Annotated in this window: 20 protein-coding genes and 1 pseudogene; 14 read left to right on the forward strand and 7 right to left on the reverse strand. The window is 56.2% G+C overall.

The annotated features are described in order from the left end of the window. Window positions 1-55: 55 nt before the first annotated feature. From L6990_RS03185 to L6990_RS03195, 3 genes and pseudogenes are all read right to left on the reverse strand, one after another. Window positions 56-1,933, reverse strand: coding sequence for an AAA family ATPase (locus L6990_RS03185; RefSeq protein ID WP_237202618.1), 1,878 nt, complete (start codon window positions 1,931-1,933; stop codon window positions 56-58). Window position 1,934: 1 nt separating this feature from the next. Continuing rightward, on the reverse strand, window positions 1,935-3,161 hold the full coding sequence (locus L6990_RS03190; protein ID WP_237202619.1) for a restriction endonuclease subunit S: 1,227 nt from the start codon (window positions 3,159-3,161) through the stop codon (window positions 1,935-1,937). Next, a pseudogene (locus tag L6990_RS03195) lies at window positions 3,161-5,145 on the reverse strand (type I restriction-modification system subunit M). Before L6990_RS03195 ends, L6990_RS03190 begins: the two are co-directional and overlap by 1 nt. A 223-nt stretch (window positions 5,146-5,368) precedes the next feature. Here L6990_RS03195 and L6990_RS03200 point away from each other — a divergent pair. After that, window positions 5,369-6,226: a PhzF family phenazine biosynthesis protein gene (locus L6990_RS03200; protein ID WP_237202620.1), complete on the forward strand. Its 858-nt coding sequence runs from the start codon at window positions 5,369-5,371 to the stop codon at window positions 6,224-6,226. A gap of 320 nt (window positions 6,227-6,546) precedes the next feature. Here L6990_RS03200 and L6990_RS03205 read toward each other — a convergent pair whose 3' ends face one another. Together L6990_RS03205 and L6990_RS03210 are read right to left on the reverse strand one after the other, a co-directional pair. After that, window positions 6,547-7,032: a GNAT family N-acetyltransferase gene (locus L6990_RS03205; RefSeq protein WP_237202621.1), complete on the reverse strand. Its 486-nt coding sequence runs from the start codon at window positions 7,030-7,032 to the stop codon at window positions 6,547-6,549. 173 nt (window positions 7,033-7,205) lie between these two features. Continuing rightward, on the reverse strand, window positions 7,206-7,844 hold the full coding sequence (locus L6990_RS03210; protein ID WP_237202622.1) for a TIGR03085 family metal-binding protein: 639 nt from the start codon (window positions 7,842-7,844) through the stop codon (window positions 7,206-7,208). 153 nt (window positions 7,845-7,997) lie between these two features. Here L6990_RS03210 and L6990_RS03215 point away from each other — a divergent pair, with 153 nt between their 5' ends. The 4 genes from L6990_RS03215 to L6990_RS03230 are packed head-to-tail and all read left to right on the forward strand — an operon-like array spanning window position 7,998 to window position 11,466. Further along, complete coding sequence (locus L6990_RS03215; RefSeq protein ID WP_237202623.1) at window positions 7,998-8,774, forward strand: lytic murein transglycosylase; 777 nt, start codon at window positions 7,998-8,000, stop codon at window positions 8,772-8,774. Between the two features lie 54 nt (window positions 8,775-8,828). After that, window positions 8,829-9,224, forward strand: coding sequence for a phosphoribosyl-AMP cyclohydrolase (hisI, locus tag L6990_RS03220; RefSeq protein WP_237202624.1), 396 nt, complete (start codon window positions 8,829-8,831; stop codon window positions 9,222-9,224). Between the two features lie 31 nt (window positions 9,225-9,255). Next, complete coding sequence (locus L6990_RS03225; RefSeq protein ID WP_237202625.1) at window positions 9,256-10,824, forward strand: anthranilate synthase component I; 1,569 nt, start codon at window positions 9,256-9,258, stop codon at window positions 10,822-10,824. Further along, complete coding sequence (locus L6990_RS03230; protein ID WP_237202626.1) at window positions 10,825-11,466, forward strand: Trp biosynthesis-associated membrane protein; 642 nt, start codon at window positions 10,825-10,827, stop codon at window positions 11,464-11,466. It begins immediately after the preceding gene. A gap of 13 nt (window positions 11,467-11,479) precedes the next feature. Here the strand turns inward: L6990_RS03230 and hutC are convergent, their stop codons facing one another. Then, the gene (hutC, locus tag L6990_RS03235; protein WP_237202627.1) at window positions 11,480-12,208 is read right to left on the reverse strand and encodes a histidine utilization repressor; all 729 of its coding nucleotides are present in this window, start codon (window positions 12,206-12,208) and stop codon (window positions 11,480-11,482) included. A 161-nt stretch (window positions 12,209-12,369) separates the two neighbouring features. On the opposite strand from hutC, the gene hutU reads away from it, so the two are divergent. From hutU to lgt, 9 genes are all read left to right on the forward strand, one after another. Beyond that, window positions 12,370-14,034, forward strand: coding sequence for a urocanate hydratase (hutU, locus tag L6990_RS03240; protein ID WP_237202628.1), 1,665 nt, complete (start codon window positions 12,370-12,372; stop codon window positions 14,032-14,034). A gap of 2 nt (window positions 14,035-14,036) precedes the next feature. Further along, window positions 14,037-15,257: an imidazolonepropionase gene (hutI, locus tag L6990_RS03245; RefSeq protein ID WP_237202629.1), complete on the forward strand. Its 1,221-nt coding sequence runs from the start codon at window positions 14,037-14,039 to the stop codon at window positions 15,255-15,257. Then, the gene (gene hutG / locus L6990_RS03250; RefSeq protein WP_237202630.1) at window positions 15,257-16,309 is read left to right on the forward strand and encodes a formimidoylglutamase; all 1,053 of its coding nucleotides are present in this window, start codon (window positions 15,257-15,259) and stop codon (window positions 16,307-16,309) included. The genes hutI and hutG overlap by 1 nt, the downstream gene beginning before the upstream one ends. A gap of 12 nt (window positions 16,310-16,321) precedes the next feature. Continuing rightward, a complete protein-coding gene (hutH, locus tag L6990_RS03255; RefSeq protein WP_237202631.1) occupies window positions 16,322-17,881 on the forward strand; it encodes a histidine ammonia-lyase in 1,560 nt (519 codons plus the stop codon). Window positions 17,882-18,021: 140 nt separating this feature from the next. Then, a complete protein-coding gene (locus tag L6990_RS03260; RefSeq protein ID WP_237202632.1) occupies window positions 18,022-18,270 on the forward strand; it encodes an HGxxPAAW family protein in 249 nt (82 codons plus the stop codon). A 208-nt stretch (window positions 18,271-18,478) separates the two neighbouring features. Further along, window positions 18,479-19,297 carry an indole-3-glycerol phosphate synthase TrpC gene (trpC, locus tag L6990_RS03265; RefSeq protein WP_237202633.1) on the forward strand — a complete coding sequence of 273 codons (819 nt, stop codon included), beginning with the start codon at window positions 18,479-18,481 and terminating at the stop codon, window positions 19,295-19,297. A 45-nt stretch (window positions 19,298-19,342) separates the two neighbouring features. Continuing rightward, window positions 19,343-20,668 carry a tryptophan synthase subunit beta gene (gene trpB, locus L6990_RS03270; protein ID WP_237202634.1) on the forward strand — a complete coding sequence of 442 codons (1,326 nt, stop codon included), beginning with the start codon at window positions 19,343-19,345 and terminating at the stop codon, window positions 20,666-20,668. A gap of 3 nt (window positions 20,669-20,671) precedes the next feature. Beyond that, entirely contained in the window at window positions 20,672-21,517 is an 846-nt protein-coding gene (gene trpA, locus L6990_RS03275) for a tryptophan synthase subunit alpha (protein WP_237202635.1), read from the forward strand. Window positions 21,518-21,530: 13 nt separating this feature from the next. Further along, a complete protein-coding gene (lgt, locus tag L6990_RS03280; RefSeq protein ID WP_237202636.1) occupies window positions 21,531-22,397 on the forward strand; it encodes a prolipoprotein diacylglyceryl transferase in 867 nt (288 codons plus the stop codon). A 79-nt stretch (window positions 22,398-22,476) separates the two neighbouring features. Here lgt and L6990_RS03285 read toward each other — a convergent pair whose 3' ends face one another. After that, on the reverse strand, window positions 22,477-23,478 hold the full coding sequence (locus L6990_RS03285; protein ID WP_237202637.1) for a phosphotransferase: 1,002 nt from the start codon (window positions 23,476-23,478) through the stop codon (window positions 22,477-22,479). Between the last annotated feature and the right edge of the window lie 74 nt (window positions 23,479-23,552).

Below are 23,552 nucleotides of genomic sequence, written 5' to 3' on the forward strand. Positions count from 1 at the left end.
ATATTATTTAATCGGGGCAAGAATGTTCTTATTGACATTAATTGCTTTGCAGGACTTATGGCTCTCCCAAATTGTCAATATTGGTTATTATTTTGCGGATATCTTGGCAGATATCTTCTGGTGCAATTTCCTTTAGCATTTTCTTAAAATTATGTGCTCGTAGTTGCTCTAGAATTCTCTTTCCTTCGATATTCATAACCGCTTCAGGGGCGTCTACTTCAAAAAATTTTTCATTTATTATTAATGAATGGTTAGTGGAATAGAAGTTTTTTATTAGTTCAATCTTTTTATCAGTCAATTCATCTTCCGGCACCCCTTGTAATTCTCTGCTAAAATAAGTCGAAGATTTTGCAACTATACTTGGGTGAAGGAAATAGTTTTCCAACTCTTTCCTTAGATATGTTTGGGGTAAAAATGAATCATCATATCGGTCTGATCCAGAATTCCATTGATCATAGCCTTTGGGGATAAGGGTTAAATGATCGATGTTGTTTATGTTTTCTTCATCCCTATCTCTAATGCTCACTGCAATTAATTCTGGAAAATCTTCCTTAAGTATTTTAAAAGTTTTATACCTATCCAAATGAGAATCTTGAGTTTCCCAAAATACCCATTCATCTATTGATGTCCCCAGGGCGCTCGCGCACTTAACCAGCACCTCTTTATCGTTTGCGCCCTCGTAAAAAATGATTCTCTTTTTCTCGGAAATTTTATAAATCCTTTCAAAGTAAGCAGTGCCTATCCCCTCGAGTAGCTTTCTTCTATCGGATTCATCTCCAAGATACTTTGCCTTTGTGTTTCTACGTCCCCTAAAAATTCGAAGAATTTTATTCAGTTGGATTCCTTTGAGAATTTCCGGCGAATGGGAAGATATCAGTATTGATTTTTTATCTGTAATGGATGTTTTATCTAGCTCGGATATAAGTATTTTCTGGAGGAGAGGGTGTAGATGCGAGTCGGGCTCATCAAGAAGTAATATATCGTTATCTTTTGAATAAGCGAAGGCAAATACGCAAACCCACTGGATGAAGCCACTGCCTTCAAACATGATGTCTCTTTGCCATTTTTTAGCTTTACTAGGGGCGCTGGAAGGAACTACTTTAATGTCGATAAAGGAGTGGTATTCTTCAATGTAGTTTTCAACAACAATATCAATAGAAAAGAGTTCCTCTGCCTTATTTGTTATTTTTTTCCATGCAGTTGAATTAAGTATTTTTTGGTCTGAAACTTTTATTTTTTTTGTGCTTCCGTCAGGATTTGTTGAATATTTTTTTCTCAGCGATTCATATTCAAGATAATGATCGAATAGGATGTTTCTCAATACATCTCCTGCAAGGCCTTCGCCAATTTTTCTTCTTCTCGCAGGAGTATTTAATTTTTCTTCATGAGCTTTGACGCTTGAAATGGGGGGAAGATATACGGCTCGTATTATTTCCTGTCCAATATTTATATTACTGCCTAATAGCTTAATAAATAACGTATTATTAGCAAGTGATAGGCCAAATTTAAGTTTAAAATTCTCTAATTCGCTAAAGTCATCAAATTTTTCAGATTCCCGCAAGGCTGTTTGGAACTTGAGTGAATCATCTTTCCATATTAATTCTAGTGTTAGGGAGTACCCATTATCTTCACTTCTTAGGGAAGATTGTAGATTAGTCCACAGGTGTTTAAAAGAAGGAATGCTGATAGCAGTAAAGTTGTTGTATTCAACGCCAATTCCTTGTTTATTCACTGACTCTGGCAATAAAGCATCGGATCCTCTTTCAGAGAGTAGGACTGTTTTACAAAATTCCCATACCCCAATTGCCTGAAGCAAGGAGCTTTTCCCTGCATTATTCGCTCCAGCAAGAACTGAAATGCCCTCGCTGAATTCAACTTCAAGTTTTTCGTGTTGCTTAAAATTAGTTGCTGTGAACTTAATAATCTGCTTCAATTTATTGATTCCTAAAAGAGTTGTTGATGATTAATTTTTTTTGAATTTCTGCAAAGAAAATTGTTTTTGTTATATCTAGTGTGTTTTTTTCATGGGTATTTAGTTTATTTTGAAAATATCTTGAAGTTGATAACTGGTTTTGGAGGGGTGGCAGTGGAATTTTGAAATTTGATAGCTGGTCTGGGCTTATGTGTGGAACGCTCACACCTGTGAAAATTGGTTGGAGGTATTCCCTAAAACGACTTGAATTCAAAGCATAGTGGACCCAGTCAGAGGTTGTGATTGAAGAGTTTACCCTTATGCGTGCTGCTCGTTGAACAAGTAAAGAGCCAGTTTCAGCTTCGCTAATTTTTGCAACCCTAACCCCATTGCTAATAACGGGTCTGTCGAGGCCCAGGATCAAATCATCTATTTGTAGTCTGAATTGATGATATAATGACGCTTTGGATTTGTTCAAGTATACGGTGTCATTCCACCTTAAACTGCTTACACCAACATTTACACCTCGAAGAAGCGGAATCTGGTTATCATCCTCAACGAAATCTGAACTTTTAAATGCGAAAACAGATAGTATTGAAGAAACATATTTAAGTGGAACTAAATCAAAATTTTGATTCCACATCTCGTGTTCAATCGACGTATCTAGTTTCTCTTTGAGTAAGAGATTTAGTCGTTGTTGGTCAGCAATAAACTCATCAATCTCTGCCAGCTCACGGTCTAGCTTCTCGACGGTTTTTGCTCTATTTGATGCTTCCGGCCAGGGGATGCCTAGAGCGGTTATATCATGTGGAGTTACTCGCTGATGACTTCTTGTTGCTGATGTAGTTCTTGAACTCAGAAACTGTCTAACAATTTCTGATTCAAGAACATACTTTAGGTATCGGTTATCTATAGAGTTGCCAGCTGACAACACTACGAACTCTGTAGATGTAACGGTTACATTTTCTTGGGGTGTTGCCAAGCAAATCGTTGATTTACGCGGATTGAGTTTAGAGATAAGAACTGCTTCTTCTGTTATTAGCCACTTATCACTATCGATTGTGTCTCCATCTTCGATTTTTCCTGTACCTATGTCTTGAACATTAGGAATCGAATAATGGAACACTTGTTTACCCGAAATTTCAGCTGGCAGGACTTTATTCCTGGAAACCTTAGCAATTGCGTCTACCCTGACAATGGGATGTTGAGATTCCTGAAAATCAACTGGAGTTAGCGCTGGATAGAACATTAACCAAGCACCTCTTCCAGCCTCTTCTTGATTCGGCCCAGCACCTCGTTGAGGTCGCGGTCAATCTCCTCCAGGGAGCGCGGTGGAACGTACTCGTAGAAGTGGCGGGTAAATGGAATCTCCGCGCCCTCCTTAGTCTTAGACTCATCAACCCAGGCATCAGGCACAAAAGGCTTGACCTCACGCTCCAGGTACTCGTGAATATCCTCGCCCCAGGGCACATTCTCAGTATCACGCAGGGTAGAATCAGCCACCGGCTTCTTAGCCTTCAACCCCACAGGCGCAGACTCATCACGCTCAGCCAACTCATCCACCAACTTAGCCAAAACCGCAGGCTTCACCAAGGCACCGGCGTCCGCAAACACCTGCAAAAGCTCAGCCTTCACGCTGGCCACATCAGCATTAACAACCCCCGCCGTGCTCTCAACCAAAGCAGCAAGAGAAACCTGCACAGCGGCGTCCTTACCCTCAGCCAAATTGAGCTTGCCAAACTCCTTAGAAGCCAACAAACGCTCCACCCGCTCAGCAGTAAAACCCCAATTCAAGCGCAAAGGGCGCTCCACCGTAATCGTGCGGTACATAAACTCCTCACGATCAAAAACCTTAGAACGCTTATCATCCGCAGCATCAAAAGCAGCATACAAGCGGGTAATCTCAGCAATCTGCTCCTCACTCAACCGCTTACGCTTAGACCCCACCGACTTACGCATCTTCTCAAACATATTCGTCGCGTCAAGCAGCTGAACCTTACCCCTACGCTCAGCCTTCTTCTGCTTATTCAGCACCCAAATATAGGTAGAAATACCGGTGTTATAGAACATGTCAGTGGGCAGGCCAATAATCGCCTCAAGGTAATCCTGATCCAAAACCCACTTACGGATATTCGACTCACCAGACCCAGCACCACCCGTAAACAGGGGAGAACCATTCAAAACAATGGCACCACGGCCACCCACCTGGGCAACACCATTACTAGCAACCGTCGGCTCATTGAGCTTAGAAATCAGATGCTGCAAGAAGAGGAGCGAACCGTCAGAAACCCGGGGCAGGCCAGCACCAAAGCGACCCGCAAAACCCTGGTTCTTATGCTCAGCCTCAACCACAGCCTTTGCGCCCTTCCAATCCACACCAAAAGGCGGGTTGCTCAGCCCATAGTGGAAGGTGGTGCGGTTCTCAAACGCCGGGTCTGTGAGCGTGTTTCCGAGAGCGATATTATCGACGTCCTGGCCCTTCACCACCATGTCCGCCTTACAAATCGCATACGACTCGGGGTTGAGCTCCTGACCCAGAAGGCTCACATCGGCAGTGGGGTTCAGCTGGTGAATCTTATCGTCAGTCACCGACAGCATACCGCCGTAGGGTCATAAACCGAGCGGGCAATGTAATCAGTGTGCAGGTCTTCATCATCAGCCAGCAGCAGGTTAACCATCAGCTCAATCACCTCACGCGGGGTAAAGTGCTCACCGGCAGTCTCATTAGAAGCCTCAGCGAACTTGCGAATCAGCTCCTCAAAGATGTTGCCCATCTCTTCATTGCTCACATGATTGGGGTGCAGGTTCACCCGGGAGAAATGCTGAATCACCTGATACAGCAGGTTCTGGGCGGCTAGGTCTGCGATGGTGTCTTCGAACTTATACTTCTCAAAAATATCGCGCACGTTCTCACTGAACTGGTTAATGTAAGAACGCAGATTCTGCTCAAGAGTATCGGGGTCGTTAGCGATGGTCTTGAGGTTGTGCTGGGAGAGGTTATAGAAACTGTAATCGTGACCCGCGCGGGCAGACAGCATAGCCGGAGGAATCGTACCGAGCACATAGCCCTCTGTTGCCTCTAGAACAGCCTGTTTGGTCGGCTCAAGCACCGCATCAAGACGCGCCAACACCGTGAAAGGCAAAATAATCTGACCGTACTGATGCTGCTTATAGGTACCGCGCAAAACATCAGCCACATTCCAAATGAACTGAGAATAGTTCAAAGAAGACACACAAGCCCCTCAATATTGGCAAACTAATGGCTCCGAATAAAAGCCCTCGCCACTAGGCAGAGCTTTTACCCCGATAAAAACTAATAATACTCAAGGGGCAGGCTGGGAAGATGAGGTGCAGCTCTTGTGTCTCACCTGCTAAAAGAAGCTGGGCGGTGAGCTAGCCAGCTGCCGGATAGTGTAGAGGTACACCCCCATAGAAGCGTAGGCGAAAGGACCCCACATGAAAACCCGCCCCTTCACCCAGGTCGATGTGTTCGGCTCGGTTCCGCTCAAAGGCAACCCCCTGGCCGTGGTGCTCGACGGCAGCGGCCTCACCGACGAGCAGATGCAGAGCTTCGCCCGCTGGACCAACCTCTCAGAAACCACCTTCATCACCCAACCGATTGACGCTCGGGCCGACTACGCCGTCCGCATCTTCACTCCCGGCGGCGAACTACCCTTCGCCGGGCACCCCACCCTGGGCAGCGCCCACGCCTGGCTAGAAGCCGGCGGCCAGCCGCAGCGCCCCGACGTCATCGTGCAAGAATGCCCAGCCGGGCTCATCGACATTACCCGCAGCGGCCAAGAGCTTGCCTTCGCCGCACCGGCGACCATCCGCACCGGTGCCCTCGACGAAGCAACCCTGGCAGACATCGCCACCGCCTTAGGGCTAGAGCGCAGCCAGATCCTCTCCCACCAGTGGGTCGACAACGGGCCCGGCTGGTGTACTGTCGAAATCGCAGATCCCGACCGCCTTCTCGCCCTCACCCCGGACTTCGCCCGCGGCACAGACCTCAAACTCGGCGTCTTCGCCATGCACCCGGAAGGCTCAGAAATCGCCTACGACATCCGCGGCTTCGTACCCGGCATCGGGGTGTCTGAGGACCCGGTCACCGGCTCCCTCAACGCCTCCGTCGCCCAGTGGCTCGCCCGCGAGAACCGGGTCGCCGGAACCTACACCGTACGCCAGGGCACCTGCCTGCACCGCGACGGCAGACTCACCATCACGGTAGGGCAGGACGCCGGACCCACCGGCACACCCGACATTTGGGTTGGCGGGACAACCCACACCCTCATCAGGGGAGAGGTTAGCCTCTAGGTCTTTCGCCATCTGCCGGGCTGAGCTGCCCCGCTGAGCCGGGGTGGGCGTCCGTCCGCTCATTGAATGTAATCGAAAATGCCATCTGCGCGAGCAAAGAACGCGCAGATGGCATTTTCGGTTACATTCAAGAGGTCGTGTGTGTGCCCGCATAGAAGAAAAATGCGAGAACAGGGCAACCTGCCGGTAGGGGGGGGCTATGTAGCAACTAGGGACCAGATTCCTCCCATAATCCTTGTGGTGCGCACATACTATTGGGATTTTTCTGGTCCCTAGTCTGAGGGTAAGGGCTCTTAGTTGCTTGTGATCTGTTGACCCGTTTACTTATCGGCCGTGACTTCTTTGAACCCCAGCGACCGGTAGAGAGCATAGGCAGGCTCATTATCACTTTCAACGCGAAGGCCCACTGGCCTATGCTCGGGAAAGCTAGCAAGGGCAGCTTGCATGAGAGCTCTTCCTACGCCGGTGCCCCGTACCTTGGGGTGAACGAATACATCAATGATGAAGAGCAAATCGCTCACATCGTCCCAGGGCGGTGAATCAACCGTCATTACACAGCCCAAAATCTGCCCATCGACCACATACACCAGGTTGGCTTGCGGAAGAAAGGTTCCGTAATCTCCCCGATGGGCAGCGGCAATATCGGCTTCAGCTTCCGCTACATCTTCCACCGTGCCCTGCGGGTAGCTATCAAAGTAGAGCTGAGCCAGAGCAGGCACATCTTCTATGGTGAGAGGCTGTATCTGCCCTGGCAAAGTATGGGCTGAAACTGGTTGCGAGCCCTCGAAAATCATGGTGAGTTGCATAGAACTTTGAGACTAATTCCTTAGGTTAAGGCTGGGCAGGGGCGCAGCGAAGCTGCTGGCTCGGCGGCTGGCGTGAATCGCTTGTGAGCGAAGCGAACCAGCGAGAGGGTCGGCAGCGAGCGTGCCCCTGCCCAGCCTTACAGATCGGTCTCATTCCTCCCTTTATTAGGTCTTTAGCTCACCTCAACCCGGGCCGCGGCCTCGCGCCCGAACAGGTAGAGCACCAGTTCGCCCGGCTCGCCGGTCAGCACAGTTGCAACCTGGCCAGCAGACGGAGCAAGCACCGTATGAACAGCGGGGGAGTAGCCCGGCGCTTCTAGCACCAGCCCCTGAGGGTACTTCTTCCCAGCCATCAGACGAGCACGTGCCCGCAGCACCTTCCACATCTTCTCCTGCAAGCCCTCAGCCAGCGCGCGAGGGGAAGGCTGCTCGCCGTCAGCGGGGGCGGCGCGGCGGACGTCCTCGGTATGCACAAAATACTCGACCAGGTTCATTGCTTCATCTAGACCCGGGAAGCGCGTGCGCATGTGCAGGTAACCCGGCAGCGCCTCAAAATCGCGCAGGGCCTTCTCGTAGCGGCGCTGGCCGGTCAGCTCATCGGCGAGCTGGTTGGTGTGGCGCTCGGTGCGGGCCTCCAAGGGCCCACCCACCACGCCGGCTGCCAGCGTCGGCTTGGACTCCCGCAGCAGCAGGTGGGCTGCCATATGCCGGGTTTCCCAGCCCTCGCAGAGGGTAGGGACGGACGGCCCCGCCGCAGCGAGAGCTTCAAGTAGGGCGGTACGTTCTGAGGTAACAAGGGCAGAAGAAGTCATACGCCCAGTCTAAACCCGAAGCCGGGCTCGGAAGGCGAGTCGAAGCTGCCCTGGAGTCAGGTTACGGCTTGCAGGAAACATTCAGCGTCCGCCCACCCCGTCTTGACCCGCAGCCGTTAGGCTATCACCAGAACCCAACCCCTGAAAGGTCGTATGACGATTTTCGCTAGAGTGCGCCTGACTCCCTTCCTGGCCCTCGCCGCTCTAGCCGTGAGCGGATGTTCCGCTAGCTACCAGGGAGCATCACGCGAGAACCTGCCCACTACGCTACCCGCCGCGCCCGAGCAGGTGCTGCCAGCGTCCGCGCAACAGGGCGTAACAGAGCAGGCCCCTATCGCCGAGCTGGCCGACAGTTCCTGGCTCGATGCTACAGCCGAGGCGACCGATATACCCCGGCGGGTGCTGGCGGCCTATGCGGGGGCGTCCTTGCGCGTGGCCCAAACCTACCCGGAGTGCCAGCTGGGCTGGAACACCATCGCAGGCATCGGTGCGGTCGAAACCCTGCACGGCACCTACAGGGGTGCCAGCACCAGCCAGGATGGAAATGTAACCCCCCAAATTTTCGGCCCGGCCCTCGACGGCAGCCCCGGAGTCATGGCAGTTGAAGACTCCGACCGGGGTGAACTCGATGACGACACCGAATGGGACCGGGCGGTGGGGCCGCTCCAGTTCATACCCTCCACCTGGGACTATATTGGGCAGGACGGTAACGCCGACGGCAAGCTCGACCCCCACCAGATTGACGACGCGGCGCTGACCACCGCCATCTACCTCTGCCAGGGGCAGCGCGACACCAGCACCGACGAGGGCTGGCAGCGCGGAGTGCTGGCCTACAACCGGTCGGTGGTCTACGCCAGCCAGGTAGCCAGCCACGCAGAAACCTACGGGCAGGCTGCCCCACCTAGCGCAGGCACCAGCCCCAGCCCGTAGCCAGATGCTGAGAGCCGCCCCAGAGCCGCTAGCGCCATCAGCTAGGATGGAAAGGTGAGTACACCAGCACCCAGCGCCACCGAAGGCGCTTCACTGCCCGCCGATATCGCCGCCCGCCTCAAACGCGATGAGCACGGCCTCTTTGCCGCCATCATCCAGCAGTACGACACCCGCGACGTTCTCATGCTCGGCTGGATGAACGACGAAGCCCTGCGCCGCACCCTCACCGAAGGGCGGGTTACCTTCTGGTCCCGCTCCCGCCAGGAATACTGGCGCAAGGGCGACACCAGCGGCCACTACCAGTACGTCAAGAGCGTCAGGATCGACTGCGACGGCGACGCCCTGCTTATCGAGGCCGACCAGGTAGGGGCAGCCTGCCACACCGGCACCACCACCTGCTTTAAAGCCGGCGGGCAGCTGCCTGCCGCAGCCGGCGTCCGCCCCGAATAGCTCCCCAGACACACCACAACCAGAGGAAACCATGCACGACTTGGGAATCGTCGAACCGACACTAGAAGAGTTCCGCGCGCTCGCCGCCACCCGCCGCGTTATACCGGTGCGGGTTAAAGTGCTGGCTGACGCGATGACCCCCATCGGGCTTTACCGTTCGCTGGTGTGTGCCGATGGTGAACCTGCCCCTGGTACCTTCCTGCTGGAATCTGCCAATGAGCAGAAACAGTGGTCGCGTTACTCTTTCGTGGGTGTGGCTAGCGGATCGACCCTGAGCACCAAGGCAGGGGAGATCGTTTGGCAAGGACTGACCCCCCAGGGCGCCCCCACTCAGGGTGACCCTGTTGACGCTGTGCGCCAAACCCTTGAGATGCTTCACACCGAGCCGTTCGACGGGCTTCCCCCGCTCACCAGCGGCCTGGTGGGCTACATGGGGTGGGACGTAGTGCGCCACTGGGAAAAACTGCCCGGCGGCCCGGCCAGTGACATTAACCTGCCCGAGTTTGCCCTCAACATCGTCTCGGATATGGCGGTGCACGATAACTCAGATGGCACCGTCACTCTCATTGCAAACGCTATTAACTTCAACGGCACCGACGATAATGTGGACGCCGCCTACGCCGATGCCACCTCGCGCGTGCTGGATATGCTCGATAAGGTTGCCCAGCCTGCTGGCGGCGCTGTCTCAACTTTGGTGGGTACCGCCAACGTCGAAGAAAAAGTAGCGGGCGTTAAACACACCTGGGACGAACAGGGCTTTTTGGACGCCATCGATAAGTCCAAGAAAAATATTCAGGACGGAGATGTCTTTCAGATCGTGGTCTCCCGCCGCTTTGAAACCGAAAACTCTGCCAGCGCCCTCGATGTTTACCGGGTGCTACGCCAGAGCAACCCTTCACCCTACATGTACCTCTTCAATTTTGAATCTCCTGAGGACGGCCAGCCCTTCCACATTGTTGGTTCATCACCTGAGGCTCTGGTGACTCTCAAGGACGGTACCGCTACCACCCACCCCATCGCTGGTTCCCGCCCCCGCGGGGCTACTCGTGAGGCTGATATCGCCCTGGCGGAAGAGTTGCTAGCTGATGAAAAGGAGCGCTCCGAGCACCTCATGCTGATCGACTTGGCGCGTAATGACCTCTCCCGCATTGCGGTTCCGGGCAGCGTTGAGGTGACTCAGTTTATGGAAATTGAGCGCTTTAGTCACATCATGCACATTTCCTCGGAGGTTAGGGCCCAGCTGGCTGAGGGGATGAGCGCCTATGATGTGCTGCGCGTTGCCTTCCCAGCAGGTACCCTCTCTGGTGCGCCCAAGCCCCGCGCCATGCAGCTGTTGGACGAATACGAAATCAGCGCCCGCGGTATCTACGGCGGTGTTTGCGGTTATTTCGACTTTGCCGGAAACATGGATATGGCCATCGCGATTAGAACCGCCGTTCTCAAAGACGGCAAGGGCTACGTTCAGGCAGGGGCAGGCATCGTCATGGATTCAGTGCCTGCATCAGAAGCCCAAGAAACCGTGGACAAAGCAGCGGCGCCTCTGCGCGCCGTCATCACCGCATCCGGTCTGGCACCTTTGCCAGCCGGGGAAGGCAAATAAATGAGCACCGCCCCCGAATCTTCACAGAAGGTGACCCCCAGCGTCCGCAGTGATGTTGATAAGAAGCCTCATTTCTCTAACCCGGCTCGCGTCATGGGGGCATCTCTGCTGGCCGCAGGTCTAGCTTTTGCCTCGACCCTCCCCATCTGGATTCGGGCTGAGGTGACCACCGTGCTTGAAACGACCACCCTTGAAATTTCGGGTGCGGACGCCGCCAGCGCGGTGAGTGCCCTGGCACTCGTAGCACTCGCAGCGGCAATCGCTGTGCGCATTACCGGGCCTAAACTCAAGAAAATCGTGAGTGCTCTCATGGTGCTGGTGGGTCTGGGCATAGCTGGCTCAGCTGTGGGTGTCTACCGCAACCCTCAAGCGGCAGCTGCCACCGAAGTCAGCGCTGCAACGGGAACCACCGCTGCCGCTAATTTCTACGATGTCACCTTGATGCCCTGGCTAGCAGTAGTCGGGGGTTTGCTGGTGGTCGCCTGCGGTGTATGGGCGTTTTTTGCCTCGTCACACTGGGCAGTTGGTCGTAAGTATGACCGTGTAGCTGCCCGCGCTCAGCGGATCAGCGCAACAGATGAAGTAGACGATATCGACGCCTGGGATTCCTTGAGTGAGGGCCAGGACCCCACCGACCGCTAGGTCTTACCGAACGTTAGATTCCGAAGCTGCCTTCAAGGCGCCCACGACTGCCCGGGTACAAGAGGGCTACCTGACTAATGACGGTGTCACCTGACCAGGTGGTACGCAGGAGTTTAAGGCAGGGCTCAGCGGGATCAATCTCTAACTCTTGAGCCTGCTGGGTGCTGGGCAGTACAGCCTCAACGGTGTGGGTTCCGCGGGTTATCGGGTGGCAGGTGCCCAGATAAACATTCGGCGTGGTGCTGGTGAAGTCTTGGTCAAGGTAGTGAGGGGTTACCTCCGCGTTGACGAGACGTTCTTCTCGTTGCAGGGGCGCTCCGTTATCGCAGTGAACCAGGACGCTGCGAAACACTCGACTGCCCAGGGCCTCGCCAGTGGGCCAGGGTGCCTGCCCCGCCTCTATTTCTTCAAGGCGGATTACGCGGCTCAGGTGCGTATGGCCTCTTGCGGTGATTTCATCGGCGATATTTTTGACCTCAAAGAGCGCTGAAGGGCTCTTTTGTTGTGCTACGAAGGTGCCGACTCCCTGGGTGCGATAGAGCAGTCCCTCGGCGGTGAGTTCCCGGATAGCGCGGTTAATGGTCATTCGCGAGAGGCCCAGTGCCTGCGTCATTTCGTTTTCTGATGGGACGGGCTCACCACTAGACCAGGCGCCACTGGAGATACGTTGGGTCAGCAGTTTCTTTAAAAGCTTGTAGGCAGGCAGCGCTTCACCGCGGTAGTCGGCGAATTCTTGGCTCAAGTCGTTTATTTTTTCCATCCCCACCCCATTGACAAAGTAGTTGTATATACAACATGATGGGTGTGATACCCCTTATGTTTCAACTGTATAGCCCGGCTAAGACCGAGCCAAATCAACCCCAGAGATTGTGAGGACAGGTAAAAGTGCACAAAGGAGTAGCCATGACCACCACCGGGCCCCGCCCCATTCACGCGCCAACCGGCAATCAACTCAACACTCTAGGGTGGCAGCAAGAAGGCGCCCTGCGCATGCTGATGAACAATCTCGACCCTGCCAACGCTGAGCATCCCGATGAGCTAGTCGTCTATGGCGGAACGGGTAAGGCGGCGCGTAACTGGGAGTCATTTGACGCCATTGTCTCCACCCTCAAAACACTGAAAAACGATGAAACCCTGCTGGTCCAGTCCGGCAAGCCCGTAGGTGTCTTCCGCACCAACGAGTGGTCGCCCCGCGTCCTGCTGGCCAACTCAAACCTGGTGGGAGACTGGGCTAACTGGGAGCATTTCCGTGCACTAGAAGCCGAGGGTCTGATGATGTACGGGCAGATGACCGCGGGTTCCTGGATCTACATCGGCACCCAGGGTATTCTGCAGGGCACCTACGAGACCTTCGGCGCGGTTGCCCGCAAGCGCTTCAACGGCACCCTGGCAGGTACTATTACCCTCACCGCTGGTCTGGGCGGCATGGGCGGCGCACAGCCCCTGGCGGTGACCATGAACGAGGGTGTAGCAATCTGTGTGGACGTTGATGAGTCCCGCGTTGACCGCCGTATTGAGCACCGCTACTTGGATGTCAAAGCGGAGAACCTCGACCATGCTCTAGAACTGGCGATTGAAGCCCGTGACGCTAAGAAACCGCTCTCTATTGGCGTTGTTGGCAATGCGGCAGAGATTTTCCCTGAGCTCCTGCGCCGTAAAGCACCCATTGATATTGTCACTGACCAGACCAGCGCTCACGATCCTCTGGCTTACCTGCCGGTTGAGGTAACTTTTGAGGACTGGAAGGCAGAAGCCGACCGCGACCCGGAGCTCTTCACCAAGGAGTCACGTGTCTCTATGGCAGCCCAGGTGGAGGCCATGGTCGGCTTTATGGACGCCGGTGCTGAGGTCTTTGACTACGGTAACTCCATTCGAGATGAAGCTCGTAAGGCCGGCTACCAGCGAGCCTTTGATTTCCCCGGCTTTGTACCTGCCTACATCCGCCCTATGTTCGAAGAAGGCCTGGGGCCCTTCCGCTGGGCTGCCCTGTCCGGTGATCCCAAGGATATCGAGGCAACCGACCGGGCTATTTTGGAGCTTTTCCCCGAAAATGAACACCTGGCACGCTGGATCAAAATGGCCGGCGAGAAGGTTGAGTTCCAGGGCCTGCCCGCCCGCATCTGCTGGCTGGGCTACGGCGAGCGCCACAAGGCCGGCCTGAAGTTCAATGAGATGGTGGCTAACGGTGAGCTGTCGGCTCCGATTGCTATTGGCCGTGACCACCTGGATTCAGGTTCGGTCGCTTCTCCCTATCGAGAGACCGAGGCCATGAAGGACGGCTCTGACGCTGTGGCTGACTGGCCCCTGCTCAACGCGCTGGTCAACACGGCGTCCGGAGCCTCTTGGGTATCCCTGCATCACGGTGGCGGCGTTGGTATGGGCCGCTCCATTCACGCCGGTCAGGTCTGTATCGCTGACGGTACAGAATTAGCTGCGCAGAAGCTGGAGAGGGTGCTGACGAATGACCCGGGTATGGGCGTCATTCGCCATGTGGATGCAGGCTACGAGCACGCATCTAACGTTGCGGCTGAGCGCGGGGTACGTATTCCCATGCAGGAGCAAGCGTAACCATGGCGAGCACGCTGTTAACTAACATCGGGTCATTGGTGACCAATGACCCGACCCTAGAACGCGGGCCGCTGGGCATCGTGAAACAGGCTGCGATTTTGGTGGAAGATGGCGCAGTGGCCTGGGTGGGTCAGGCTTCTGCGGCACCTGCTGCCGATACATCCGTTGATTGTGAGGGGCGGGCCGTGATTCCAGGGTTCGTGGAATCCCACTCCCACCTGGTGTTTGCCGGGGACCGGTCAGAGGAGTTCTCTGCACGGATGCAGGGTAAGGCTTATGAAGCCGGCGGTATCCGTTCGACCATTGAGCAGACCCGCGCTGCCTCATCTGGCCAGCTAGCGGCTAATGCACGCAACCTGTTGGGGGAGTACCTGCGCAGCGGATCAACCACCGTTGAGATTAAGAGCGGTTACGGGCAAAATACTGAATCTGAGCTGCGGTCGGTGCAGGTGGCAGCCGGTTGCACCGATGAGGTAACCCTGCTGGCGGCGCACGTGGCTCCACCGGAGTATGCAGGCCATCAGGATGACTATGTTCAGATGGTTCTTGATGAAATGATCCCCGCCTGTGCACCCTATGCCAGCTGGATTGACGTGTTCTGCGAGAAGGGTGCTTTTACTGAAGAGCAATCGCGGGCAGTGCTACTTGCCGGTCAGGCGGCCGGGCTAAAGGCACGGGTACACGGTAACCAGCTGACCTACGGGGCAGGTGTGCAACTGGCGGTTGAGCTGGGCGCGGCCTCGGTGGACCACGTGGTCTACCTGAGCGATGCAGACGTGGATGCCCTAGCGAACTCGACCACGGTAGCTACCGTGTTGCCGGGGGCTGATTTCTCTACGCGTAACAGCTATCCACCTGCCCGCAGACTCCTGGACGCCGGTGCGACCCTTGCGCTGGGGGCTGACTGCAACCCGGGAACCAGCTTCACCACGTCCATTCCCTTTTGTATTGCGCTGGCAGTGCGTGATTTGGGTATGAGCCCGGATGAAGCTCTGTGGGCGGCAACTGCTGGAGGCGCCCGCGCTCTACAGCGCGAAGATATTGGAAGTCTGCGGGTGGGTGCTCGGGCTGACCTGGTGGAGTTGGCTGCTCCCAACCATCTGCACCTTGCCTACCGGCCAGGCGTTAGCCTGGTGAACCGGGTATGGAAAGCTGGGGAGCAGGTGGCAGGGCCAGGTGCCCAGCGCAACGTTAGCGGTAGCAGCCAGAAGGAGTGCCGCTAATGCATCAGAATGATCTGTGTGCCCTGGACCGCTTCATCGATCGCTCTGCTCCCACCTGGTCTGGTCGGGACGACGGGGCTGGCGCTGCCCACCGCCGCGTGCATCAGGTCGTCACCTCCTTGGAGCAGGGAAGCTCGGAGACACCTGATGCTGTCTTCATGGGCTTCGCCTCCGATGAGGGGGTGCGCCGCAATGCTGGCCGCCAGGGAGCTGCTGAGGGGCCAGCGGCTTTACGCTCAGCGCTGGGGCAGCTAGCACTGGCGCAGGGGCGCAATAGCTCCCGCAACACCGACCTGGCTTTGCTGGATGCTGGTGATGTTGTGGTTTCTTCAGACCTTGAAGAGGGCCAGATGAAGTTAGCTGCTGCCGTGATGACAAGTGTGGACGCCGGCGTCCTGCCGGTCGTGCTGGGAGGCGGTCACGAAGTTGCCTTGGGCACCTACACCGGTGTGGCAGACTCTCAGGCTCGCAAGACCGCAGGCTCTGCCACCTCGCAGGAGCTGGGGCGTCTGGGCATCCTTAACCTGGACGCCCACTTTGACCTTCGCCGGGCAGCACAGCCGACCTCGGGCACCCCTTTCTACCAGGCACTCACCAGGGAAAGAGCAGCAGGCACTGACTGCCGTTACACGGTGCTGGGTATTTCAGAGGCCAACAATACTCAAGAACTGTTTGATACCGCCCACGAGCTGGAGGTGGATTACGTAGTGGACGAAGACTGCGGGGTGCTGAACCAGCAAGCCCTGCTCACCACAGTGCAGGAATTCGTGGCGACTGTAGACATCATCTACCTGACCCTGGATCTAGACGTTCTACCTGCCAGCATCGCCCCCGGTGTCAGCGCACCAGCAGGATACGGCGTGCCCCTGGAGATCATCAATACCGTGCTGAAAGAAGTGGCAGCGAGCGGCAAACTAGCAGCTTTTGATGTCGCTGAACTTAACCCCAGCTTCGATATTGACGGGCGCACCGCTAAAACCGCAGCCCGCCTCATCCATACCGTACTGACCCACCACACCCCTTTAAGCTCTGCAGCACCGTCGCTGCGCTGAGCACCCAGACTTATGAGGAGAAACCCCGTGAACCAAACCCCCGTAACCGTAGGAATCGGAGCTCTCAGCTTCGAGGACGTCATTAGGGTAGCCCGCCACCGCGCCCCCGTGGTGCTGAGCGAAGAATCCCTGGCTGAAATCGCCAGGTCATCCGAGCGCATCCGCCAACTAGCCCACCAAGAAACACCGGTCTACGGTGTATCCACTGGCTTCGGTGCCCTGGCCTCCAAGCACATCCCGGCTGAGATGCGTACCGCCCTGCAACGGGGCCTTATCCGTTCCCACGCAGCAGGGTCCGGCAAAGAGGTTGAAACTGAGGTCATTCGCGCCCTCATGATCCTGCGTCTTTCAACCCTCGCCACAGGCCGCACCGGCGTCCGCCCCGAGGTAGCTCAGGCGTACGCTGACATGCTCTCTGCCAATCTGACCCCGGTGGTCTATGAGTACGGCTCACTGGGTTGTTCTGGTGACCTTGCTCCACTGGCCCACTGCGCGCTTGCGATTATTGGTGAGGGTCAGGTGCGCGATGAGCAGGGGCAGCTATGGGACACTGCTGACGCTCTCAAACAGCACGGGCTGACGCCGGTGGTGCTTGCTGAGAAAGAGGGCCTAGCACTAATCAATGGCACCGACGGCATGTTGGGCATGCTGGTGATGGCTATTACCGACCTGGACCGTCTGACCCGCCTGGCGGATGTAGCAGCTGCGATGAGTCTTGAAGGTTTGGTGGGCACCGATCGAGTTTTTGCCGCTGACTTACACAGCTTGCGCCCCCACCCGGGTCAGCAGGCAGCGGCAGCCAACATCCTCAAAGTTCTCGAGGGCTCAGATATTATTCAGCACCATTCGGGCACTCACAGCACCTATGTGCAGGACGCCTACTCGCTGCGTTGCGCCCCGCAGGTAGCAGGTGCCGTGCGAGACACCGTAGAACACGCCCGCACCGTGGCACTGCGCGAGCTAGCTTCAGCCATCGATAACCCGGTGGTGACGCTCGATGGTCGGGTGGAGTCTAACGGCAACTTCCACGGTGCCCCGGTGGCCTATGTTCTGGACTTCCTGGCGATTGCAGTCGCTGACGCCGCCTCTATCTCAGAACGTCGCACCGATCGTTTTCTGGACACCGCCCGCAACCGGGGCCTGCCGCCCTTTTTGGCAGATGACCCCGGCGTCGACTCGGGGCACATGATTGCCCAGTACACCCAGGCAGCCATAGTCTCCGAGCTTAAGCGACTAGCGGCACCGGCCTCAGTGGATTCTATCCCGTCCTCAGCCATGCAAGAGGATCACGTTTCCATGGGCTGGAGCGCAGCCCGTAAACTGCGTACTTCAATCGACGGGCTGAGTAGGGTGATGGCAATTGAGATTCTTACAGCTGCCCGCGGCATAGACCTGCGTGCGCCGCATTGCCCGGCACCGGCCACCGCCGCTGTCATTGACCGCTTACGTCAGGATGTTGCTGGGCCGGGGAGCGACCGTTATCTGGCACCTGAAATCCAGGCAACCGTGGAGCTTGTCTTCAGTGGAGAACTGCTGGCAGCAGCTGAGAAGGTCACCGGACGCTTGGCTTAGCCTTCCATAAAGAAAGTAAAAGTTAAGAGCACACTGCCTGCGATATTGGGTTAAAGCATTCCTATCTCATAAGATAGACCTAAGCACCCCTGCGCTCATCCCATGCACCCGAGCGCAATACACACACTGAGGAGACTCACATGTCAAAGCAGACCGTTGAGATGGTCCCTGACCTTCCCCACACCAACCACGGCAACACCATCGCCTCATGGGCAATGCTGGGCATCATTATTGTGGGCGCTATCGTGGCAGCTGTCGGCTTCGACATCGCTAGCACCCCCATCTTCGTGGTGGGTGTTGCCATCATGCTCATCGGTTTAGTTGCCGGTTTGGTTCTGCGAGCAGCTGGCTACGGCCAGGGCGGCAAGCACACCAAGTACCATCACTAAGCTGATGATGCGAGCTAGGGCGTCCCACAGAGACTGTGGGGCGCTTTTGTGTACTTGGTCAGGGACGAAAGGCTTCAGTTGTCAGCCCGTGTTCACTGGCCGTCGAAATTCTCACCTAATGAGCCGGCCATTTAGCCTTGAAGCCACTGATACGACATACTAAAAAGACGCGAAAAACAGGGCACCGGCTGCCTGTGAGGGGATCACTATGACCGTTCTAGATGACATTATTGTGGGCGTCCGCGAGGATATGGCGGAGCGTCAGCGCGCCGTAACGCTAGATTACCTCAAATCCAGGGCCGCAGAGCAGCCTCCGGCACGGGATGCTTTTGCCGCGCTGAGCGGGGCTTTCAAGAACAGCCTTGAGGTTATTTCTGAGGTTAAACGCTCCAGCCCCTCCAAAGGTGCTCTGTCTGATATCCCTGACCCGGCTGCCCTAGCATCGGCTTATGAAGCCGGGGGAGCGGCCGTCATTTCAGTACTGACCGAAAAGCGCCGCTTTGCTGGCTCTCTAGCTGACCTGGACGCCGTGCGTGCAGCGGTCTCCATCCCGGTGCTCCGCAAGGATTTCACCGTTGATGAATACCAGATTTGGGAGGCACGCGCCCACGGCGCTGACCTAGTCCTGCTCATCGTTGCAGCACTGGACGACTCCACCCTCACGCGTTTCTTGGACCTTACCCACGAGCTGGGCATGAACGCACTGGTAGAAACCCACACCCCAGAAGAAATCGAACGCGCAAAAGCAGCAGGTGCCCGTATCGTGGGCGTCAACGTCCGCAATCTCAAAACCCTTGAGGTTGATAATGCAAATTTCGGTCAGCTCGCTCCCTTGCTGCCCGAAGATGCCATCATCGTTGCCGAGTCAGGGGTCGCCGAGGTGGCAGACGTTGAAGACTACGCCTCCCACGGTGCAAAAGCTGTGCTGGTGGGCGAGGCCCTGGTGAAATCAGGCACCCCCACACAAACCGTCCGCGCCTTCCGTGAAGCTGGCGCTGCTGCCCGCACCGCCTGGCTAGCTCGCTAACCGCACCCGCCTTTCACCCCACCCTTTTAGACCTAAGGAAACGGTATGACCGAAACCCTAGCCGACCAGTTCCTCACCTCTGGCGACAGCCTCAAGAACGCTCCCGGCCCCTACTTTGGCAACTACGGCGGCCGCTACATGGCAGAATCGCTGATTGCCGCCATGGACGAGCTGGAAGAAACCTTCGAGAAGGCAAAGGAAGACGAAGAGTTCCTTGCTGAATTCCGCCGTCTCTCTGCTGAATATTCCAATCGCCCCTCTCTACTCACCGAGGTTCCCCGGCTTTCTGAGCATGCTGGCGGCGTTCGCTTCTTCCTCAAGCGCGAAGACCTCAACCACACCGGCAGCCATAAGATTAACAATGTGATTGGTCAGGCACTTCTAGCGAAGCGTATGGGCAAGACCCGCCTGATTGCAGAGACCGGTGCTGGCCAGCACGGCGTCGCCACCGCCACCGCAGCCGCTCTCTTCGGCATGGAGTGCGTGGTCTATATGGGTGAAGAAGACACTGAGCGGCAGGCACTCAACGTTGCTCGCATGCAGTTGCTGGGAGCTACCGTTATCGCAGTGCAGACCGGTTCACGTACCCTCAAAGACGCTATCAACGAGGCCCTGCGTGACTGGGTAGCTAACGTGGATACCACCCACTACCTGCTGGGCACTGCCGCCGGCGCGCACCCCTTCCCGGCCATGGTGCGCTACTTCCACGACGCTATTGGCACCGAAGCTCGCCAGCAGATTCTTGAAGCCACCGGCAAACTCCCTGACGGTATCGCGGCCTGCGTGGGCGGTGGCTCCAACGCCATCGGCATGTTCCATGCTTTCCTGGATGATCGCGACGTCCAAATCTTTGGTTTTGAGGCAGGCGGCGACGGCATCGACACCGATCGTCACGCAGCCACCATCTCCCTGGGGCGCCCCGGCATGCTGCACGGCGCCATCACCTATCTTATGCAGGACGAAGACGGGCAGACTATCGAGTCCCACTCCATCTCAGCAGGTCTTGACTACCCCGGCGTCGGGCCTGAACACGCCTACCTGTCAGATATCGGGCGAGTGGACTACCAGGCGGTAACTGACACCGAGGCCATGGACGCCTTGCGTCTGCTCTGCCGCACGGAGGGCATCATCCCTGCGCTGGAATCTTCTCACGCGCTCGCAGGTGCCCTGCGCGTAGCCCGCAAGTGGGCCGATGAAAGCCCCGAAACTGCCCACGAGAAGACCATGGTGGTCTGCCTGTCAGGCCGCGGGGATAAGGATATGGAAACCGCCCTCAAGTGGTTCGGTCTGGGTAAAGCCATTCCTTCCGCCAGCCTGAATGTGGGCAACAAAGAAGCAGCAGCCGAAGCAGCACAGACAGAAGGTGCTTAAGTTATGAGCCACGTGGATTTTCTGAACGACACCGCCTACTCGGTGAAGAACGGCAAGTTTCCTGCCCCCAACCCCGACTCAAAGGTCGCGGCCCGCCTAGCCCAGTGCAAGGCTGAAGGTAGGGCCGCTCTGATTGGCTACCTGCCGGTGGGCTATCCTAGCGTCGATGAGTCAATTGCCGCTGCCATTGAGATGGGTAAGAACGGGGTGGACATCATCGAATTGGGTCTGCCCTACTCTGACCCCGTCATGGACGGCCCCGTTATTCAGCGTGCCACCGTCGAAGCGATTGCCAAGGGCTTTCGCACCGATGACGTTTTCCGTGCGGTGCGCGAAATTACCGCAGCTACCGACGCAGTTGTCGTGGTGATGACCTACTGGAACCCGGTACTCCGACGGGGCATCGACCGCTTTGCCCAGGAGCTGTCAGCAGCAGGTGGCTCGGGCATTATCACCCCAGACCTCGTGCCCGATGAAGCAGCGGACTGGTTTGCCGCCTCAGAAAAGTACGGTCTAGATCGCATCTTCCTGGCAGCTATCTCTAGCTCAACAGAACGCCTACACCTGATCTCTAAGGCTTCTAGTGGCTTTGTGTACGCCGTTTCAGTCATGGGTGTTACCGGCGCCCGTGCCTCGGTCAGTGACGCTGCCGAGACCCTGGTGGCTGACCTGCGTTCAGCTGGTGCTCCGGCGGCCTGCGTAGGTCTGGGCGTTTCTAAGAGAGAACATGTAGAAGAAATCGGCGCCTATGCGGACGGTGTTATCGTGGGTACTGCACTGGTCAAGGCACTGACTGAAGGCGGCCCCGCCGCTGTCGGTGCGCTGACCCGCGAACTCGCCGGTAAGTAACTAAAGGAGAGCAGTGGCAGCGTCTGTCATTCTAGCGTCCATCCCATCCCCCAGCGTCTCTAGCTTTTCTGTTGGATCCCTGACGATTCACTTCTATGCCCTCTGTATTCTTGCGGGTATTGCAGTGTGCCTGTGGCTAACCTCAAAACGCTGGGCACGCTGGGGGGAGGACCCCGAACGTGTCTGGGATATTGCCATGTGGGCAATACCCGCAGGCATCATCGGTGCCCGCCTTTACCACGTGCTGATTACCGACCCCGGCACCTATTTTGACGCTGGAGCTGATCCATTGGCTGTCTTCAAAATCTGGGAGGGCGGCATCGGTATCATGGGCGCCATCTCCGTGGGTGGGCTGGGTGCCTGGATTGCCTGTAAGCGCTACGGCATCTCTCTGGCTAAATTCGCGGACGCTGCCGCCCCCGGCATTCTCATTGCACAGGCATTGGGGCGCTGGGGTAACTGGTTCAACCAGGAGCTTTTCGGCAAGCCAACCACTCTGCCCTGGGGCTTGGAAATTTCGGCAACCTCCCATAACTTCCCTGACCAGTACGCGCCGGGAACCCTCTTTCACCCCACCTTCCTTTACGAATCCATCTGGAATCTGTTGGGTGCTGCTTTGCTCATTTACCTGGGCAAACGGGGGCTCTTCCAACGCGGGCAGACCTTCTGGGGCTATGTTGCCTGGTACGGTTTCGGCCGCCTCCTGATTGAAGCCTTCCTGCGTATTGATACGGCAGAAATGTTACTGGGTGTGCGCATCCACGTCTGGACGTCCGGAGCTATCTTACTCCTGGGCCTGATCATGTTCGCCCTTGCCGGGGCTCGCGCCCGCAGGCAACGAGACGGGCTGGAACCGGCGTCCGTGCGTTCGGCAGATTAGCAGCCGGTTAAACTGCCTGGTCTATGAAAGTGTGGGGCGGTCCATCGTACGATGGACCGCCCCACACTTTCATAGAACGCTAGCCGAAGAGTCGTTGTAGCAGAGCTAGAGCCCGGTGGGCACGCATCTCTATCAGGCTGCTGTTGGTCGAGGCGCTGGGTTTGAGCGTTGAGGCGTAGAGATAGTAGCCCGCTAAAGCCACTACACAACCGTGCAAGAATTCTAGGCTCGGACGCCGGTGCGCGGGCATGAGCTCTAGGACCTGCTGTTCGGTCAGATGGCTATCCTGAATCAGTGCATCGACAGCTACCTGTGCCATATCAAGGTCTGCATTGCCGATATTTGCCCAGGGCCAGTCCACCAGCACTGCCTGACCATCAGATGTCAGCAGGATATTATCGGCGCGCAAATCGGTATGAACGTAGTCAGTGCCGCCAAGATGAGCTACAAGCTGCTCATCCACCTTAACTGCGAAGCCTGCCGCATGCTCATTGACCTGGGGGAGTAGCTCTACAAGGTCCCGGTAGGAGGGAGTATCTTTCACATACTGCAGGTCATCTAAACTCACGCCCTCAGTTAGCCGGTGCCAGAACTTTAGCTCGGGGCCTACGGATTCGGCGGCTGGTTCGAGTTCCAGTGCTGGATCAATATCTAGATCGCGCAGAGCATCAAGCGCCGCAAAAACTGCCTTGAGCTCGCTCGGTTGCCATGGCGAAGAAGGGTGCCGCCCCTCAATATCTGCAAGGAGCAGGGCTACCCAGGTATCTTCGTCCTTACTCTGGTATTCGGTAAAACCGAGAAACCCAGCGACTGGGGCGTCCTGGGTAAAAGCAGCTGACACCTTAGCCTCCTGCCGGTGGAGGTCGGCTGTGCCGGGGTGCTCCTTTGCACTGACAGCCTTGAGGAAGGCGCGACGTCCATTCTCGGTGATTAGCCTATCGGCAGTGCCCAAACTAAAGCCACCAGCCTGCGAATCAGCTGAAACCACCGGGCTACCTAACGTATCTTCAACCCAGAGCTGTAGAGCGGTGGGTAGTTCTGACCAGGTCAGTCTTTGCTGAGCGCTTTTCTCTTGTGACATGCCCAATAGTTTACAGCCCGGTCCATCAAATTGCTGGTGGGGCATGCCTATAACGGCCCGGCCGGTAGTTTGGT

Source organism: Rothia endophytica (genome assembly GCF_928381505.1).
GTDB lineage: Bacteria > Actinomycetota > Actinomycetes > Actinomycetales > Micrococcaceae > Rothia > Rothia endophytica_A.

Excerpts from the sequence above, each read along its gene's own strand:
- L6990_RS03190 (WP_237202619.1), bottom strand. The coding sequence starts at position 3,161 with ATGTTCTATCCAGCGCTAACTCCAGTTGATTTTCAGGAATCTCAACAT.
- L6990_RS03200 (WP_237202620.1), top strand. The coding sequence starts at position 5,369 with ATGAAAACCCGCCCCTTCACCCAGGTCGATGTGTTCGGCTCGGTTCCG.
- L6990_RS03205 (WP_237202621.1), bottom strand. The coding sequence starts at position 7,032 with ATGCAACTCACCATGATTTTCGAGGGCTCGCAACCAGTTTCAGCCCAT.
- L6990_RS03210 (WP_237202622.1), bottom strand. The coding sequence starts at position 7,844 with ATGACTTCTTCTGCCCTTGTTACCTCAGAACGTACCGCCCTACTTGAA.
- L6990_RS03215 (WP_237202623.1), top strand. The coding sequence starts at position 7,998 with ATGACGATTTTCGCTAGAGTGCGCCTGACTCCCTTCCTGGCCCTCGCC.
- L6990_RS03225 (WP_237202625.1), top strand. The coding sequence starts at position 9,256 with ATGCACGACTTGGGAATCGTCGAACCGACACTAGAAGAGTTCCGCGCG.
- L6990_RS03230 (WP_237202626.1), top strand. The coding sequence starts at position 10,825 with ATGAGCACCGCCCCCGAATCTTCACAGAAGGTGACCCCCAGCGTCCGC.
- hutU (WP_237202628.1), top strand. The coding sequence starts at position 12,370 with ATGACCACCACCGGGCCCCGCCCCATTCACGCGCCAACCGGCAATCAA.
- hutI (WP_237202629.1), top strand. The coding sequence starts at position 14,037 with ATGGCGAGCACGCTGTTAACTAACATCGGGTCATTGGTGACCAATGAC.
- hutG (WP_237202630.1), top strand. The coding sequence starts at position 15,257 with ATGCATCAGAATGATCTGTGTGCCCTGGACCGCTTCATCGATCGCTCT.
- hutH (WP_237202631.1), top strand. The coding sequence starts at position 16,322 with ATGAGGAGAAACCCCGTGAACCAAACCCCCGTAACCGTAGGAATCGGA.
- L6990_RS03260 (WP_237202632.1), top strand. The coding sequence starts at position 18,022 with ATGTCAAAGCAGACCGTTGAGATGGTCCCTGACCTTCCCCACACCAAC.
- trpC (WP_237202633.1), top strand. The coding sequence starts at position 18,479 with ATGACCGTTCTAGATGACATTATTGTGGGCGTCCGCGAGGATATGGCG.
- trpB (WP_237202634.1), top strand. The coding sequence starts at position 19,343 with ATGACCGAAACCCTAGCCGACCAGTTCCTCACCTCTGGCGACAGCCTC.
- trpA (WP_237202635.1), top strand. The coding sequence starts at position 20,672 with ATGAGCCACGTGGATTTTCTGAACGACACCGCCTACTCGGTGAAGAAC.
- L6990_RS03285 (WP_237202637.1), bottom strand. The coding sequence starts at position 23,478 with ATGTCACAAGAGAAAAGCGCTCAGCAAAGACTGACCTGGTCAGAACTA.